The organism is Roseateles sp. T103 (genome assembly GCF_057219915.1).
Genome location: NZ_JBXVVS010000001.1, coordinates 89,735 through 105,425, shown reverse-complemented (window position 1 = coordinate 105,425; position 15,691 = coordinate 89,735). Strand labels below are relative to the sequence as shown.

Annotated in this window: 21 protein-coding genes; 6 read left to right on the top strand and 15 right to left on the bottom strand. The window is 67.0% G+C overall.

Annotation, left to right across the window (positions count from 1 at the left end):
• The first annotated feature begins 7 nt into the window (after positions 1-7).
• Positions 8-1,198: a S1C family serine protease gene (locus tag AC2EBS_RS00480; RefSeq protein WP_484726426.1), complete on the top strand. Its 1,191-nt coding sequence runs from the start codon at positions 8-10 to the stop codon at positions 1,196-1,198.
• Between the two features lie 11 nt (positions 1,199-1,209).
• On the opposite strand, the gene tatC is transcribed toward AC2EBS_RS00480, so the two are convergent.
• The 13 genes from tatC to argB form a co-directional block, all read right to left on the bottom strand.
• The gene (gene tatC / locus AC2EBS_RS00475) at positions 1,210-2,007 is read right to left on the bottom strand and encodes a twin-arginine translocase subunit TatC (RefSeq protein WP_484726425.1); all 798 of its coding nucleotides are present in this window, start codon (positions 2,005-2,007) and stop codon (positions 1,210-1,212) included.
• Positions 2,004-2,498, bottom strand: coding sequence for a Sec-independent protein translocase protein TatB (gene tatB / locus AC2EBS_RS00470; protein WP_484726424.1), 495 nt, complete (start codon positions 2,496-2,498; stop codon positions 2,004-2,006). The genes tatC and tatB overlap by 4 nt, the downstream gene beginning before the upstream one ends.
• Before the next feature lie 70 nt (positions 2,499-2,568).
• Positions 2,569-2,802 carry a Sec-independent protein translocase subunit TatA gene (gene tatA, locus AC2EBS_RS00465; protein ID WP_484726423.1) on the bottom strand — a complete coding sequence of 78 codons (234 nt, stop codon included), beginning with the start codon at positions 2,800-2,802 and terminating at the stop codon, positions 2,569-2,571.
• Between the two features lie 136 nt (positions 2,803-2,938).
• Positions 2,939-3,286: a histidine triad nucleotide-binding protein gene (locus AC2EBS_RS00460; protein ID WP_484726422.1), complete on the bottom strand. Its 348-nt coding sequence runs from the start codon at positions 3,284-3,286 to the stop codon at positions 2,939-2,941.
• A 25-nt stretch (positions 3,287-3,311) separates the two neighbouring features.
• Positions 3,312-3,677, bottom strand: a complete 366-nt coding sequence (locus tag AC2EBS_RS00455) for a DUF4870 family protein (protein ID WP_484727531.1) — start codon at positions 3,675-3,677, stop codon at positions 3,312-3,314.
• A gap of 52 nt (positions 3,678-3,729) precedes the next feature.
• Positions 3,730-4,089 carry a phosphoribosyl-ATP diphosphatase gene (locus AC2EBS_RS00450; RefSeq protein WP_484726421.1) on the bottom strand — a complete coding sequence of 120 codons (360 nt, stop codon included), beginning with the start codon at positions 4,087-4,089 and terminating at the stop codon, positions 3,730-3,732.
• Positions 4,086-4,475: a phosphoribosyl-AMP cyclohydrolase gene (gene hisI / locus AC2EBS_RS00445; protein WP_484726420.1), complete on the bottom strand. Its 390-nt coding sequence runs from the start codon at positions 4,473-4,475 to the stop codon at positions 4,086-4,088. The genes AC2EBS_RS00450 and hisI overlap by 4 nt, the downstream gene beginning before the upstream one ends.
• 22 nt (positions 4,476-4,497) lie before the next feature.
• Positions 4,498-4,950, bottom strand: a complete 453-nt coding sequence (locus AC2EBS_RS00440) for an NUDIX domain-containing protein (protein WP_484726419.1) — start codon at positions 4,948-4,950, stop codon at positions 4,498-4,500.
• On the bottom strand, positions 4,943-5,866 hold the full coding sequence (locus tag AC2EBS_RS00435) for an ATP-binding protein (protein ID WP_484726418.1): 924 nt from the start codon (positions 5,864-5,866) through the stop codon (positions 4,943-4,945). The genes AC2EBS_RS00440 and AC2EBS_RS00435 overlap by 8 nt, the downstream gene beginning before the upstream one ends.
• 28 nt (positions 5,867-5,894) lie before the next feature.
• Positions 5,895-6,566: a nucleoid occlusion factor SlmA gene (slmA, locus tag AC2EBS_RS00430; protein WP_484726417.1), complete on the bottom strand. Its 672-nt coding sequence runs from the start codon at positions 6,564-6,566 to the stop codon at positions 5,895-5,897.
• Positions 6,567-6,649: 83 nt separating this feature from the next.
• Entirely contained in the window at positions 6,650-7,327 is a 678-nt protein-coding gene (locus AC2EBS_RS00425; protein WP_484726416.1) for a response regulator, read from the bottom strand.
• 135 nt (positions 7,328-7,462) lie between these two features.
• Positions 7,463-8,164: an HAD-IA family hydrolase gene (locus AC2EBS_RS00420; protein WP_484726415.1), complete on the bottom strand. Its 702-nt coding sequence runs from the start codon at positions 8,162-8,164 to the stop codon at positions 7,463-7,465.
• An 11-nt stretch (positions 8,165-8,175) separates the two neighbouring features.
• Positions 8,176-9,102: an acetylglutamate kinase gene (gene argB, locus AC2EBS_RS00415; protein WP_484726414.1), complete on the bottom strand. Its 927-nt coding sequence runs from the start codon at positions 9,100-9,102 to the stop codon at positions 8,176-8,178.
• A 97-nt stretch (positions 9,103-9,199) separates the two neighbouring features.
• Here argB and AC2EBS_RS00410 point away from each other — a divergent pair, with 97 nt between their 5' ends.
• The 4 genes from AC2EBS_RS00410 (at position 9,200) to AC2EBS_RS00395 (ending at position 11,431) form a co-directional block, all read left to right on the top strand.
• Positions 9,200-10,090: a cation diffusion facilitator family transporter gene (locus AC2EBS_RS00410; RefSeq protein ID WP_484726413.1), complete on the top strand. Its 891-nt coding sequence runs from the start codon at positions 9,200-9,202 to the stop codon at positions 10,088-10,090.
• A gap of 112 nt (positions 10,091-10,202) precedes the next feature.
• On the top strand, positions 10,203-10,643 hold the full coding sequence (gene dtd, locus AC2EBS_RS00405) for a D-aminoacyl-tRNA deacylase (RefSeq protein ID WP_484726412.1): 441 nt from the start codon (positions 10,203-10,205) through the stop codon (positions 10,641-10,643).
• Positions 10,644-10,660: 17 nt separating this feature from the next.
• On the top strand, positions 10,661-11,056 hold the full coding sequence (locus tag AC2EBS_RS00400; protein ID WP_484726411.1) for a VOC family protein: 396 nt from the start codon (positions 10,661-10,663) through the stop codon (positions 11,054-11,056).
• Between the two features lie 3 nt (positions 11,057-11,059).
• Positions 11,060-11,431: a cupin domain-containing protein gene (locus tag AC2EBS_RS00395; protein ID WP_484726410.1), complete on the top strand. Its 372-nt coding sequence runs from the start codon at positions 11,060-11,062 to the stop codon at positions 11,429-11,431.
• 91 nt (positions 11,432-11,522) lie between these two features.
• Here AC2EBS_RS00395 and AC2EBS_RS00390 read toward each other — a convergent pair whose 3' ends face one another.
• Positions 11,523-12,488 (bottom strand): tripartite tricarboxylate transporter substrate-binding protein, encoded by a 966-nt coding sequence (locus AC2EBS_RS00390; protein ID WP_484727530.1) that lies wholly within the window; start codon positions 12,486-12,488, stop codon positions 11,523-11,525.
• 226 nt (positions 12,489-12,714) lie between these two features.
• On the opposite strand from AC2EBS_RS00390, the gene AC2EBS_RS00385 reads away from it, so the two are divergent.
• Positions 12,715-14,292, top strand: a complete 1,578-nt coding sequence (locus tag AC2EBS_RS00385; protein WP_484726409.1) for a methyl-accepting chemotaxis protein — start codon at positions 12,715-12,717, stop codon at positions 14,290-14,292.
• A gap of 153 nt (positions 14,293-14,445) precedes the next feature.
• Here AC2EBS_RS00385 and AC2EBS_RS00380 read toward each other — a convergent pair whose 3' ends face one another.
• A complete protein-coding gene (locus AC2EBS_RS00380; RefSeq protein WP_484726408.1) occupies positions 14,446-15,690 on the bottom strand; it encodes a phenylacetate--CoA ligase family protein in 1,245 nt (414 codons plus the stop codon).
• Position 15,691 lies beyond the last annotated feature (1 nt).

Below are 15,691 nucleotides of genomic sequence, written 5' to 3'. Positions count from 1 at the left end.
ATCGAGATTGCGCAGACTGTGGCTGATTTTCTCGCAGGCGGTGACGATCGTCCTCGCCATGCTCTTCGTCGTCGTCACGCTGAAGCCGGCCTGGCTCGCCATCGGTGGCAGCACGCCATGGTCGGCGCCGGTGACGGTGCCCGCCATGCCTTCGGCGTCCAGCCCCCAGCTGGGCGGCGGCTACCGGCTGGCGGCCCAACTCGCGGCACCCGCGGTGGTGAGCATCAGCGCCAGCCGGCCGCTGCGCCCCGAGGACAAAGAGGCCTGGCTGCGCTCGCATCGCTTCGGCCGCAAGGACGACGGCGAAGACGGCAGCGACAGTGAGGACGGCGACGACGACGGCCTGCCGGCGCAGACCGGCCTGGGCTCGGGCGTGATCGTCTCGGCACAAGGACACACGCTGACCAACAGCCATGTGGTCGCCGGTGCGGCGGAGATCGAGGTGCGCCTCAGCGATGGCCGCCAGGCCCGCGCGACGCTGATCGGCACCGATCCAGAAACCGATGTGGCCCTGCTGAAGATCTCGCTGCCGCAACTGCCGGTGATCGCCATGGGCAGCAGCGCCGAGCTGCAGGTGGGCGACAGCGTGCTGGCAATCGGCAATCCCTTCAACGTCGGACAGACCGTCACCTCGGGCATCGTCAGCGCGCTGGGCCGCAACCAGCTGGGCATCAATATCTTCGAGAACTTCATCCAGACCGATGCGGCCATCAACCCCGGCAACTCCGGCGGCGCGCTGGTGGATGCCCAAGGCCGACTGGTCGGCATCAATACCGCGATCTACTCGCGCACTGGCGGCAGCCTGGGCATCGGCTTTGCCATCCCGGTCGACACAGCACGCCAAGTGATGCAAGCGTTGCTCCAGGACGGCGTCGTGTCGCGCGGCTGGATCGGCGTGCAGCCCCGCGAGCTCACGCCCGAGTTCGTCGAGGCCTTCAAGCTTCAGGTCAAGGAAGGCGTGCTGGTCAGCAGAGTTCTTGCCGATTCGCCCGCCGCCAAGGCCGGCATTCAACCCGGGGACGTGATCACGCAAGTGGCCGGCAAGCCGGTGCGCAGTCCGGCCGAGCTGCTCGCCACGGTGGCGGCGCTCAGGCCCAAGACCCAGGCCAGCATATCGGTGCAGCGCGGTGCGCAGGCGCTGCAGTTGCGGCTCAACGTCGCCCAGCGTCCGCGGCCTCAGCCCCGACCCGAAGACTGAGCGTCAACCGCTCAAGCCGTTTCCTTGCCCGCTTCGCTATCCGGCGCTTTGGAATAGCGGATGAACAGCTTCGAGGCCCACAGCCCCACTTCGTAGAGCAGGCACATCGGAATGGCCAGCGCCAGCTGCGAGACTACGTCCGGAGGCGTGATGATCGCGGCGATCACGAAGGCCAGCACGATGAAGTAGCCGCGGAACTCCTTGAGCTTCTCCACCGTGACGATGCCCATGCGTGCCAGCACCACCACCACCACCGGCACTTCGAAAGCGACGCCGAAGGCGATGAACATATTCATCACGAAGCCCAGATAGGCCTCGATGTCCGGCGCCGCAGTGATGCTCTTGGGCGCGAAGCTCTGGATGAACTTGAAGACCTGGCCGAAGACAAAGAAGTAGCAAAAGGCGACGCCGAGCAGAAACAGCAGGGTGCTGGAGATCACCAGCGGCAGCACCAGACGCTTCTCGTGCGTGTACAGCCCCGGCGCCACGAAGGCCCAGACCTGGTAGAGCACCACCGGCAGCGCCAGCATGAAGCCAGCCAGCAGCGTGATCTTCAGCGGCACCAGAAAAGGCGAGATCACATTGGTGGCGATCATCGTGGCGCCCGCGGGCAGGTGCGAGACCATGGGCGCAGCCAGCAGGTCGTAGAGCGGGCCTGGGCCTGGGTAGAGCGCCAGCACACCAAAGGCGACGGCGATCGCCAGGAAGGCGCGGATCAGCCGGTCGCGCAGCTCGATCAGGTGCGAGACGAAGGGCTGCTCGGTGCCGGCGAGCTCATCGGTCTCGTCGGGCTTGCGGGAATCGCTCATGGGGTTCGGCGGGGCGGGCGGAAACGCGCGACGCGCGCGGCGCCGGACTGCGCATGGCGGCGTACGCCCTGACGCTGCTTGTACCACTGCGGCACGGCGCTGCGCTTGAGGCGCCAGTTCTTCTTCGGCCTGGACAGCGGCGGCTCGGCCAGGGACGTCGCATAGCTGCTGCCGGTTTCGTAGCCGTTGGTGCTCAACCCGCTGGTGGCGTCCTGCCAGCTCTGCTCGAAGCTGTCACTGGCCTCGCGGATCTCGCTGCTGACCTTCTGCTCCACGTCGCGCGCCGCTTCCTCGACCTGGGTCTTCATCTTCTTGAGCTCTTCGAGCTCGATGGAGCGGTTCACCTCGGCCTTGACGTCAGCGACATAGCGCTGCGCCTTGCCGAGCAGGTGGCCCACGGTGCGCGCAACGCGCGGCAGCTTCTCGGGCCCGATCACCACCAGGGCGACGGCACCGATCAGCGCCAGCTTGTCGAAGCCGAAGTCGATCATGGACAGTGAAGGGGCAGCGAGTCAGGCTCGGCGCGGAAGCCGGCGCATGCGCCGGGGCCGAGCCGGTCGATTAAGACTTGGTCTTGGCTTCGACGTCCACGGTGTTGGCGTCGGCGGTCTTGTTGCTGGTGACCTGCTGCGGCGGCGTGGCCGGCGCATCGGCCGAACCATCCTTCATGCCATCCTTGAAACCCTTGACGGCGCCGCCCAGGTCGGAGCCGATGTTCTTGAGCTTCTTGGTGCCGAAGATCAGCACGACAACCAGGAGCACGATGAGCCAGTGCCAGATGCTGAAGGAACCCATAACTTTCTCCAGAGAACGGATGCGGCATTCTAGATGGCCGATGTGACAGCCATCCCACAGTCGGAAATAGTTCCGCAAGCGCGGATTTCAAGCGGGCGAGCAGCGCCCGCGTGCAGAAGACAGGCCGGCGCGTTCGTCAGCCCTTGAGCCAGGGCCGCGGGCCGCCCATCGCGTGCATGTGCAGGTGGTAGACCTCCTGCCCGCCGTCATGGCCGGTATTGGTCACGGTGCGAAAGCCATTCGTCACCCCCAGCTCCTTCATCAGCCGGGGCACCAGCACGGCCATGCGCCCCATGAGCTCGCCATGCTCGGGCTGCAGTTCGACCATCGAGGGGATGTGCAGCTTGGGAATCAGCAGGATGTGCACCGGCGCCCAGGGATTGATGTCGTGGAAGGCAAGGATGTGCTCGTCCTCGTAGACCTTCTTGGACGGAATCTGGCCGGCGACGATCTTGCAGAAGATGCAGTTGGGGTCGTGAGACATGGTGTGGCTTGATGGCTTGCCGGCCTCAGACCGGCATGGCTTGGTTGGCATTCATCGCGGTCCAGCCGCGCACGATGCGATAAAGGAACCAGATCGAGACCAGGCCCCAGGCGATCCAGCCCGGGACAAAGAAGAGCACGAACAGCGGCGCGGTCAGCAGATAGGCCAGGCCCGCCCACACCACGCTGCGCAGGCGCCAGCTGAAGTGCGTGGCCTGCCAGCTGCCCGCAGCATCGCCCCGCTTGACCAGGTCGACGATCACGGCGACCACCAGCAGCAGCACACTGGCCTGCACGCCCGGCAGCACCGCACCGACGGCCACGATCGTGTGCAGCACATAGCTGACGATGCCAACGCTGCGCAGCTGCTGCTCGCGCTGCGCGTCAGGCATCACTTGCAGTGACGGATCGGTATTCATCGCCCCTCCCCTCGCGTGGCGCGGCTCAGCCCCTGTTGTCGGTCGAACGCTGCGCGAACTCCACCAGGCCGGACAGCCCCTCGCGCCGCGCCAGCTCGGCCAGCACATCCTCGGGCCTCAGGCCGAACTGGGCCAGCGCGATCATCGAATGGAACCACAGGTCGGCGGTCTCGTAGACGATCTTCTGCGCGTCGCCGTCCTTGGCGGCCATCACCAGCTCGGTGGCCTCCTCGCCGACCTTCTTCAGGATCGCGTCGGTGCCCTTGCCGAAGAGCTTGGCCACATAGCTGCCGGCCGGGTCGCCGCCATTGGCGGGCTTGCGCGACTCGATCACCGCGGCCACGCGGACCAGCACATCCTTGCTGTCGATCTCGCTGCTGCTCATTTGTAAATGCTCTCCGGATCCTTCAGCACCGGCTCCACGGTCTGCCAGGCGCCGTTTTCTAAACGCTGATGGAAGCAGCTGTGGCGGCCGGTATGACAGGCGATACCGGGCTCATGCCCCTGCTGGGTGATCTTCAGCAGCACCACATCGTTGTCGCAGTCCAGGCGCAGCTCGTGCACTTTCTGGATGTGGCCGGACTCCTCGCCCTTGTGCCAGAGCTTGGCGCGCGAGCGGCTCCAGTACACCGCCTCGCCCAGCGCCGCGGTGCGCGCCAGCGCCTCGCGGTTCATCCACGCGAACATCAGCACATCGCCCGTGTCGCGCTCCTGCGCGATCACCGGCACGAGACCGTCGCGGTCCCATTTCACTTGATCCAGCCAGTCCATGGCGCCAGTGTAGTGGCTGGGATCAGCCGACATGGGTGGCGCCAGTGAAGCCGCGCTCAGCAGCGAACCACTGCAGCACCGGGATCGTGCCCGGCAACACCGGCTGCTGCTGCACCGGCAGCGTCTCCCAGGCCATCTGCTGGCGCTCGCGCATCTCGAACTCGCCCTGCCATTCGTAGACCTTGCAGAAGTGCAGGCGCACGCGGGCATGCGGATAGTCCATCAGCTCGACCTTCCAGGGATGCGCGGCGCCTATGGTGATGCCCAGCTCCTCGTGCAGCTCGCGGCGCAGCGCCTGCTCCACCGTCTCGCCGGCCTCGAGCTTGCCGCCCGGAAACTCCCAGTAGCCGGCATAGACCTTGCCCTCGGGGCGCGAGGTCAGCAGGAAGCGCCCTTCATGCCCCTGCGCATCGCGCTCGACCAGCACACCCACGGCCACGTCGACCGGTACGCGTTCCTGCACAGCCTCAGACATGGTCCAGCCCCTCGGGCGCGTCGCCGCTTATGGTGTTCACCGGCAGCGCCTCGGCCTGGCCGCGCCCGGCCAGATCGCGTGCGAACTGGAAGGCCACGCGCCCCGAGCGCGAGCCGCGCTCCAGCGCCCATACCAGCGCCGGCTGGCGCGCCGCGGCGATCTGCGCCTCGTCCAGACCGTAGTATCGCAGCCACTGCGCGCAGATTTCCAGGTATTCCTGCTGACTGAAGGGATAGAAGCTCACCCACAGGCCGAAGCGCTCCGAGAGGGACACCTTCTCCTCGATCGCCTCGCCCGGATGCAGTTCGCCGTTCTCGTCCATCTTGGCGGCAAGGTTGTCCTTCATCTGCTCGGGCAGCAGGTGGCGGCGGTTGCTGGTGGCGTAGATCAGCACGTTGTCGCTGGCGGCGGCCACCGAGCCGTCGAGCATGGACTTCAGCGCCTTGTAGCCCAGCTCGCCCTCGTCGAAGGACAGGTCGTCGCAGAAGATCACGAAACGCTCGGGCCGGCCATCGACCAGCTCCACCAGGTCGGGCAGATCGACCAGATCGCTCTTGTCCACCTCGATCAGGCGCAGGCCCTGCGGCGCGAACTCGTTCAGGCAGGCCTTGATCAGCGAGCTCTTGCCTGTGCCGCGTGCGCCGGTCAGCAGAACGTTGTTGGCCGGCTTGCCGGCGACGAACTGCGCGGTGTTGCGCAGCAGTTTCTCCTTCTGTGGCTCGACCTCCTTGAGATCGGCCAGGCGGATCGCCGCCACATGGCGCACCGGCTCCAGGACCAGGCGACCGGCGCGGCGGCGCGCGCGAAAGGCCACCGAGGCCGACCAGTCAGGCGCCGTCAGCGGCTGCGGCAGCACGGCTTCGAGGCGGGAGAGCAGCGCTTCGGCGCGCTCGATCAGATGTTCAAGGGCAGACATGGCGGCAGTCTAAAAGACCGCAAGCCCGTCAGACCGCCAGCATGCGCAAAGCAGCTTCCAGCTGTTCGGTAGGCAGCCGCTTGAAGCCGGAGCGGGCATAGCGCTGCAGGCGCCCGAGGATGAAGCAGGCCAGCACCGAGGCCTGGGCATTGGCTTCCACCGTGGGCGTGGCCGAGCCGCGCGCCTCGGCGGCGCTGCGCAGCGCCTGGCGCAGCGCCGACTCCACGCGGTCGAAGAACTGGTTCATGCGCACTATCAGGCGCTCGTTCTCGTAGACCAGTGCGTCGCCGACCATCACCCGCGTCATGCCGGGATTGCGCTCGCCGAACTGCAGCACCACCGAGACGATGCGCTGCGCCTGCGCCAGGCCTGATCCTTCGCGCTCGGCGATCTGGTTGAGCAGTGTGAAGACGCTGTTCTCGATGAACTCGATCAGGCCCTCGAACATCTGCGCCTTGCTGGCGAAGTGGCGGTACAGCGCCGCTTCGCTGACCTCCAGCTTGGCCGCCAGCGCCGCGGTGGTGACGCGCTCGCCGCCCGGCTGCTCCAGCATGCCGGCCAGGGTCTGCAGGATCTGCACGCGACGCTCGCCCGGGCGCGGTCGCTTACGCCGCGGCGTCTGGGCGTCGACATGGCTCTCCGCCGCGCCCTCGGGTGGTGGCGCGGGTCTGTCCGTCAGGTCAGAGGAGGATGCATGCATGCAGGGTGAGCGGCGCTAGATGGTCCGAAACCATTCTGGCACAGGCGCATGACCCGTCTTCCGGCCGCGGCCGGCTCACTCGATCAATCGCGCAACCAGCCCAGGCGCCGCGCCTCGTAGATCGCCTCGACCTTGGAGCGCACCTGCAGCTTGCGGTAGATGCGCTTCACATAGGTCATCACCGTGTGCGGAGAGACTTGCAGGAACTGCGCGATCTCGTCGAAAGTGAAGCCCTTAGCCGCCAGATGCAGCACACGCGACTCCTGCTCGGACAGGGCCACCGCGGTCTCGTCATCGACTGTCGGCATGCCGTTGCCATTGCTGCCCTGCCCCGCCCCCGGCGCCAGGCGCATCAGCAGGCGGCGGGCGATCACCGGGCTGATCGGGCTGCCGCCATTGCGCAAGGCGCGCAACTGGCCCGGCAGGTCCAGCGCCAGCGAGTCCTTGAGCAGATAGCCGGTGGCGCCGGCCTCGATGCTGGACAGCACATGCTGCTCGTCGCCAAACACCGAGATCACCATCACGTCGCACTGTGGATGCGTTGCTGCCGCGTGGCGAATCAACTCGATGCCGCTGCCGCCGGGAAGGTCGAGGTCCACCAGCAGGACATCAGGCCGCGTCTGATCGAACATCTTGCGGCCCTGCATCAAGTCCGGCGCGATGCCGAGCAGCTTGATGTCGGGAACGGCATTCAACGCCAGGGCAAAAGCATCGCGGAAACGGATCTGGTCTTCGACAATCAGTACGGAGAACTCGGACATGGTGAGCCTGGATACAGCACTGCGCCGCATTCTCGCGGTGCGTACGCGCCCCAACAAGCCGCATTCGCCCAGGCGCCACACCTAGCGGTGGGGGATGGAGGCCTGGGGATTACCAGGGCATCTGTTTGCGCAAACTCAGCGCAGCAGTGCAGCGAGCCCGTAGACGCGCCTGTCCACATAGGACGGTCGCCGGCAGACCCGCGCCGGCACCACCGGCGAGACAGGCTTGTGCGACCGCGCTGCCTGCCGCAGCCAGCGCTGCAGCCAGACCGTGCGCATGCCCACGCTGCGCGCCGCTTTCTGGTGCATCAGCGTGTCCTCGACCAACACACAGCGCGAGGGCGCCACCTTCAGCCTGGCAGCCAGCCAGCGCAGCATGCGCGCGTCGGGCTTGGGCCGGTGCTGGCCGAACATGCACATGTCTTCGAAGCCGATCAAGGCATCGAACTCACGCGTCAGACCCAGTACGCCGAGCACGCGCTGCGCATAGGCCAGCGGTGCGTTGGTCAGCAGCAGCTTGCGCCCGGGCAGGCGCCGCAGGGCCGCGAGATCGTGCGCATGGCCGTGCACCTGCGCCTCCAGGCCGGGCAGGCGATGGGTCTCGGCAAGAAAGTGGCGCACGTCCACCCCGTGGTGCCGCGCCAGACCCAGCAGGGTGGCGCCATAGCGGTGCCAGTAGTGCACGCGCAGCGCGTCGGCTGCGGCCCGCTCCAGGCCCAGATGCGCGACGATGTAGTCGCTCATCGAGACGTTGAGCGCCTTGAAGGCGTGATGCGACGCGTTGTGCAGCGTGTTGTCGAGGTCGAACAGCCAGACCGTCCGGCTCGAAGGCTTCATCGCTGGCCCGATCAGTGCGACCTGATCATCGTCCCGTAGGCCTGATCCGAGAGGATCTCCAGCAGCATCGCATGCGGCACGCGGCCGTCGATGATGTGCACCGCGTTGACACCGCTCTTGGCCGCGTCGATCGCCCCGGCGATCTTGGGGATCATGCCGCCGCTGATCGTGCCGTCGGCCACCAGCTCGTCGATCTTGCGCGGCGTCAGCTCGGTCAGCAGTTCGCCGGCCTTGTCCAGCACGCCGCGGATATTGGTCAGCATCAGCAGCTTCTCGGCCTGCAGCACGGTGGCCAGCTTGGCCGCCACCACGTCGGCGTTGATGTTGTAGCTCTCGTTGTGCTCGCCAAAGCCGATCGGGCTGACCACCGGGATGAACTGGTCGTCCTGCAGCGCCTTCACCACGCTCGGGTCGATCGACACGATGTCGCCCACCTGGCCGACATCGTGCTCCTTGGCGGGATCGTCCTTGTCGACCATCTTGAGCTTCTTGGCACGGATCATGCCGCCGTCGCGGCCGGTCAGGCCCACGGCCTTGCCGCCAGCGGCATTGATCAGGCCGACCACGTCCTGCTGCACCTCGCCGGCCAGCACCCACTCGACCACGCTCATGGTCTCTTCGTCGGTGACGCGCATGCCCTGGACGAAGTGGCCCTTCTTGCCCAGCTTGTTGAGCGCCTCCTCGATCTGCGGACCGCCGCCATGCACCACCACCGGGTTCAGGCCCACCAGCTTGAGCAGCACCACGTCCTCGGCGAAGTCCTTCTGCAGCTCCGGGTCGGTCATCGCATTGCCACCGTACTTGATGACGATGGTCTTGCCATGGAACTTGCGGATATAGGGCAAGGCCTGCGACAGGATCTCCGCCTTCTCGCGCGGGGCGATGTGCGAGACGTCGGTATGGTGGGCAGACTGTCCGGAAGGCGGCTCTTTGCTCATGGTCTGATGCGTTGGCGTCTGGGGTTGATCGGATCGAAATCAATTGTAGGTGTCGCTGCTGCCAGTACCCAGCCGCGCCCGGCGCGACAATGAATCCATGCAACTGAATTCCTATCTCAAGGTCTCGATCGGCGTGGCGCTGGTCACCATTGCGCTGAAGACCGCCGCCTGGTGGTGGACCGGTTCAGTCAGCCTGCTGTCGGACGCGATGGAGTCGCTGGTCAACCTGGCCGGCGCGATGTTCGCGCTGGCCATGGTCACCGTGGCGGCCCGGCCGCCTGACGAGGACCACCCTTACGGGCACCACAAGGCCGAATACTTCTCCAGCGGTTTCGAAGGGCTGCTGATCTTCATCGCCGCGGTGGCCATCATCTGGGCCGCGGTGCAGCGCTTCTTCGAGCCGCAGCCGGTAGAGGACCTGGGCATAGGCATGGCGCTGTCCATCGTCAGCTCGGCGCTCAACGGCGGCTTGGCCTGGGCGATGCTGAAGAAGGCGCGCCAGCATCGCTCGCTGGCGCTGGAGGCCGATGCGCGCCACCTGTTCACCGATGTCTGGACCTCGGTGGGCGTGGTCGGCGGCCTGATCGGCGTGATGCTCACCGGCTGGCTGTGGCTGGACCCACTGCTGGCCATCCTGGTGGCGCTGAACATCCTGCGCGAGGGCTACCACCTCATGCACGCCTCCACGCAGGGCCTGATGGACCAGGCGCTGGACGAGGAATCGCAGGCGGCGATCAAGAAGGTGCTGGACGACTTCACGCACCAGACCATCCGCTTCGACCATGTGGCCACACGCCTGGCCGGCCAGCGCCGCTATGTGGACCTGCACATGCACATGCCGCCCGGCTGGACGCTGGGCCGCGCGGCCGCGTTGAGAACCTCGGTGGAGCAGGCGCTGATGAGCGCGGTGCCGGGCCTGCGGGCAAGCATCCAGCTGCTGCCGATGGACGTCGAGGCCCACTTCGACGACCCGAAAGATCTGCTATGACTCCCCCCCTACGCGCTGCGCGCGCCCCCTCGAGGGGGCGAAGCCGACTGCCCGGCAGAGCCGGATCAGCGGCTCCTGCTCGATCGGCCCCGAGGTGTGCAGGGGGCGGCGAATGATTGCGCTGCTTCAGCGGGTGCGCGAGGCGCGCGTCGAGGTGGCGGGGCGCATCACCGGGCAGATCGGACCGGGGCTGCTGCTGCTGGTCTGCGCCGAGCCGGGCGACGGCGAGGCACAGGCCGACAAGCTGCTGACCAAGCTGCTCAAGCTGCGCATCTTCAGCGACGAGGCCGGCAAGATGAACCGCAGCGTGCAGGACACCGGCGGCGGCCTCTTGATCGTCTCGCAGTTCACGCTGGCGGCCGACACCTCGGGCGGCAATCGGCCCAGCTTCAGCGGCGCTGCGCCGGCCGAGCAAGGCCGCAGGCTCTATGACTACCTGCTGACGCGCGCCCGCAGCCTGCACGCGCAAGTGGCTTGCGGTGAGTTTGGTGCCGACATGCAGGTCCACCTGATCAACGACGGCCCAGTGACCATTCCCATCCGCATCGAGTGAAGCGAAAGGAGCCCCCGATGAGCACGATGATCCGCTACGCCACGCTGGGCAGCAAGGACCGACTGCGCGCCAAGGCCTTCTATGACCAGGTGCTGGCGCCGCTGGGGCTCAAGGCCCAGCATGTCGATGACAGCTTTGTGGGCTATGGGCCGGCCAGCGGCGACGGCCCGTCCCAGCTCTACCTCTGCAAACCCTTCAATGGCGAGCCGGCCAGCGCCGGCAACGGCACGATGCTGGCGCTGAATGCGCCCACGCGGGCTGCGGTGGTCGCTGCGCATACTGCGGCTTTGGCCGCCGGCGGCCAGGACGAAGGCGCGCCGGGTCTGCGCGACTATGCGCCCAATTTCTACGCCGCCTACTTCCGCGACCTCGATGGCAACAAGCTGGCCCTGGTCTGCACGACACCGGAGTGAGTCATGCGTGAACAAGCCCTGAATCCGCAGATCACGAGGATCGACAGCACCGAGGGTCTGGCACCGGCGCTCGATCAGCCTCGCGCGGAGCGCCGCGTGCAGGGCGCGCCCTGGCGCAAGACCTGGCTGCTGCACGACGCGGCACCGATGAGCGCCGGTGTGTGGGAATGCGAGGTGGGCCGCTGGCGCATCGTCTTTCCGGCCAACGAGCAGGAGTACTTCTTCGTGATCTCCGGCTTGGCGCGGCTGCATGGCGCCGATGGTGCAGTGACCGATATCGGCCCCGGCCAGGGCTGCGTGATTCCACCCGGCTTCGAGGGTGAGTTCGAGGTCGTCGAGCCGGTGCGCAAGCACTTCGTGGTGGTGGAGACCTGAGCACAAAAGCGACAAGACCCGCCGAAGCAGGTCTCATCCATCGGCGGGCTGCATCGTCAGAGCAGCCCGCTTCGTTCAGACAGTCACGCGATCAATCCGCATACTGCCCCGCCGCTTTGATGACGGGGCCCCACTTGTTGATCTCGGCATCGACCCACTTCTTGTGCTCGGCCGGGTTGACGCGCGCGTCCGTCACCACCACGGCACCCAGTGCCTCCTGGCGCTTGATGAACTCGGGGTCCTTCAGCGCGGTCTTCAGCGCGGCATTGACCTTGTCCAGCACTGCCTTGGGCGTGCCCTTGGGCGCGTACATGCCGTGCCAGATGCTGACGTTGAAGCCCTTCAGGCCCGATTCGTCCAGCGTCGGCAGCTTGGCGAGCGCCGGTGTCGAAAGGCGCTTGGACGTGGTCACCGCATAGGCCTTGACCTTGCCGGACTCGATCTGGCCGGTGGTGTTGGTGGTCTGGTCGCACATCAGGTCCACCTGACCGCCGAGCAGATCGTTCATCGCCGGCGCCGTGCCCTTGTACGGCACGGTCGTCATGTCCACCTTCAGCGAGGACTGGAACAGCAGGCCGCACAGGTGCGAAGCCGCGCCCAGGCCCGCATTGGCGAGGTTGATCTTGCCCTTGTTGGCGTCGATCCACTTCAGCAGCTCGGCATAGTTGTTCGCCGGCAGGCTGGGGCGACCGATCAGCGTCATCGGCACCTCGTTGATCATGCCCAGGTACTCGAAGTCGTCCAGGGTCTTGTACTGCAGGTTGCGATACAGACCCGGCGAAGTCGCCATGCCGATGTGGTGCAGCAACAGCGTGTAGCCGTCCGGTGCGGCCTTGGCCACCTTGGTGGCGCCCAGCGTGCCGCCGGCGCCGCCAACGTTTTCGATCACCAGCGTGCCGCCCAGCGGCTTGCGCAGCGCTTCGGCCAGATCGCGCGCCACCTTGTCGGTCGGCCCGCCGGCGGCGAACGGCACGACGATGGTGACCGGCTTTTCCGGGTACTCGGCCAGTGCCGGTCCGGCGATCAGCGCGGCCAGTCCGGCCAGCAAGGTCTTCATGGTCTTCGGGCTCATCGACGTGCTCCTTTGTGTTTTGTCGGTTTGGTGTCAGCAACAACGCTGCAGTGCGATGCTAGGTGTGCACTATGCCCGCAGCGTATCGGGAATTACGTAAGGCGGGGCTTTCCTGGGGGTCCTCTGTCACCGAAGTAACAGTGGCCGCCGCCGGCCCCGGCCAAGATTCGCGCGGACGGATCAAACACCACAACACGAGGAGACAGGCAAGATGTTGGGATTGCTGAAGATGATGACCGGCTCGGTGGGGCGCCGCCTGAGCCTGGGCTTTGGTCTGCTGCTGGGGCTGATGCTGTTGATGGCCCTGCTTGGCGGCCTGCAGCTCGCCAAGCTGAGCACGCGCATGCAGGCGGTGGTCGAGGTGAACAATGCCAAGACCGCGCTGGGCAATGCTTTGCTGCATCGCATCAACGCCATGGGCCTGCACGCGCGCAGCCTGACGCTGCTGACTGAGCCCAAGGAGATCGAGTCAGAGCTCAAGCAACTGCAGGCTGCCGTCAGCGATTACCAGCGCGAGCAGCAAGCGCTGGCGGCAGCGGTGGGCGATGCAGCACCGGCGGACGAACGCAAGCTGCTGGCCGAGATCCAGGCTGCCGCCCAACAAGCCCTGCCCCTGGTGCAGAAGGCCGCCAAGGAGGGTGCCGAGGGCCAGAACATCGACGCCACGATGACACTCAACGGCGCGGTCAAGCCTGCCGAGTCCGTCTGGCGCGGCAAGGTGCAGGCCTTCGTCAGCGCGCAGGACCAGGCCAGCCTGGCCGCAGCCGAGGGCATCAAGGCCTCGAGTCAGCGCGCACTGTGGCTGATCGGTCTGATCAGCGCCGCCGCCGTGCTCATCGGCACGCTGCTGGCGCGGCGCATCCGCATCGGCATCACCCGCCCGGTCGACCGCGCCATCGTCGTGGCCGAGCGCATCGCCGCCGGCGATCTGAGTTCGTCCTTCGTGCCCGAGAGCGAGGACGAGCTGGGCCGACTGCTTTCCAGCCTGGCGGCGATGCAGGACAAGCTGCGCGGCCTGGTCGGCGAGATCCGCAGCTCCGCCGACTCGATACAGACCGCCAGTACCGAGGTTGCCTCCGGCAACCAGGACCTGTCGATGCGCACCGAGCAGGCGGCCAGCAATCTGCAGCAGACCGCCTCGTCGATGGAGCAGCTCACCAGTGGCGTCAATGCCTCCGCCGATGCGGCAGCGCAGGCCAATCAGCTGGCCAGTTCTGCCGCATCCGTGGCGGCGCGCGGCGGCGAGGTGGTGGGCCAGGTGGTCGCCACGATGAGCGAGATCAAGAGCAGCTCGGCGCGCATCGGCGACATCATCGGCGTGATCGACGGCATCGCCTTCCAGACCAATATCCTCGCGCTGAACGCGGCCGTCGAGGCCGCGCGCGCCGGCGAGCAGGGACGCGGCTTCGCGGTCGTCGCCTCCGAGGTGCGCTCGCTGGCCGGGCGCAGCGCCGAGGCCGCCAAGGAGATCAAGCAGCTGGTGGGCCGCAGCGTCGCCACCGTGGAGAGCGGATCGCACCTGGTCGACGAAGCCGGCAGCACGATGCAGGAGATCGTCGCCAGCGTGAAGCGCGTGGCCGACATCATTGCCGAGGTCTCGGCCGGCGCCCGCGAGCAAGGCTCGGGCATTGCGCAGATCAACCAGGCGGTGAATCAGCTCGACCAGATGACGCAGCAGAACGCCGCGCTGGTGGAAGAATCCACCGCCGCCGCCGAGCAGCTGCGCGAGCAGGCGCTGCGCCTAAGCGGACTGGTCGCCGCCTTCACGCTGGATCGCAGCCAGCGTTGAACCCGAACCGCAGGCCGAAGGCCGAGGACTTCCTTAGCGAGCCGTCGTCAGGCTAGGCGGCTGGAGCACAGGGACCGGAACGTACTTCCTGTACGTGAGGATCCCGAGCATCCAGCCAACGACGCATGGCGGCGGCGCAGCAGGGAAGCCATCTCAGTCGAATTTGCGCAGGTCTTCGACAACGCGCCCATCATTGGGCAAGCTGCCCGGCGCCAGCAGTACGACCTCGCCGCGCAGCTTGGTCACGTCGCGGATCGCACCGGCCACCCGGTCGACCAGGCCCTCGGGCGGTGCGCTGACTTCCAGCTTGAGCGTCATGCGATCGTTGGCCATCTCGCCCTCGACCACCAGGCGGGCACGCTGGATCTCGGGGAAGCGCTTGGCGATCTCGGCGACCTGCTTGGCGTGGACGAACATGCCGCGCACCTTGGCACTCTGGTCGGCACGGCCCATCCAGCCCTTGATGCGGCCATTCGTGCGGCCGCTCGGGCAGGTGCCGGGCATGAAGGCCGAGAGGTCGCCGGTGCCGAAGCGGATCAGCGGATAGTCGGGGTTCAGCGTGGTGACGACCAGCTCGCCGACCTCGCCTGCCGCAACCGGCTCGCCGCTGCCGGGGCGCACGATCTCCACGATCACGCTCTCATCGATCACCAGACCCTCGCGGGCCGGGGTCTCGTAGGCGATCAGGCCGACATCGGCGGTGGCGTAGGCCTGGTAGCCGGTAATGCCGCGTTCGATCAGCCAGTCACGCAGCGCCGGCGGGAAAGCCTCGCCGCTGACCAGCGCCTTCTTGATCGACAGCGCCTGCCCCGCTTCGCCGGCCTTGTCGACCAGGATCTTCAGGAAGCTGGGCGTGCCGGCGTAGCCGCCGGGACGCAGCTCGGCGATGGCCTGCAGCTGCAGCTCGGTATTGCCCACGCCGCCGGGGAAGACGGTGCAACCGATCGCATGCGCGCCGGTCTCCATCATCGAGCCGGCCGGTGTCAGGTGGTAGGAGAAGCTGTTGTGGATCAGCTCGCCGGTACGGAAGCCGGCGGCATGCATCGCGCGAGCGATGCGCCAGTAGTCCGGCGCACGGCCCTCGGGTTCGTAGATCGTGCCCGGCGACTGGAAGACCCGGCGCGCCGCACCCCAGCCGATCGCCGAGAAGCCGCCGAAGGGACTGCTGGCGCGCAGTGCCTGCTGGCGCTCGAGCAGCTCGCTCTTGCGCGTCACCGGCAGCTGCGCCAGCGCTGCGCGCGAGTTGATGCCCTGGGCATCGACGCCGGCCAGCAGCTCGGCGAATGCTGGCGCATGGCGCTGCGCGTGGGCAATCTGCCCCGGCAGGGCCTGCATCAGCGCACGCTCGCGCTCGGCCGGGTCCCGGGTCTCCAGGGCGTCGTAGAAAGCAGCGCTCATG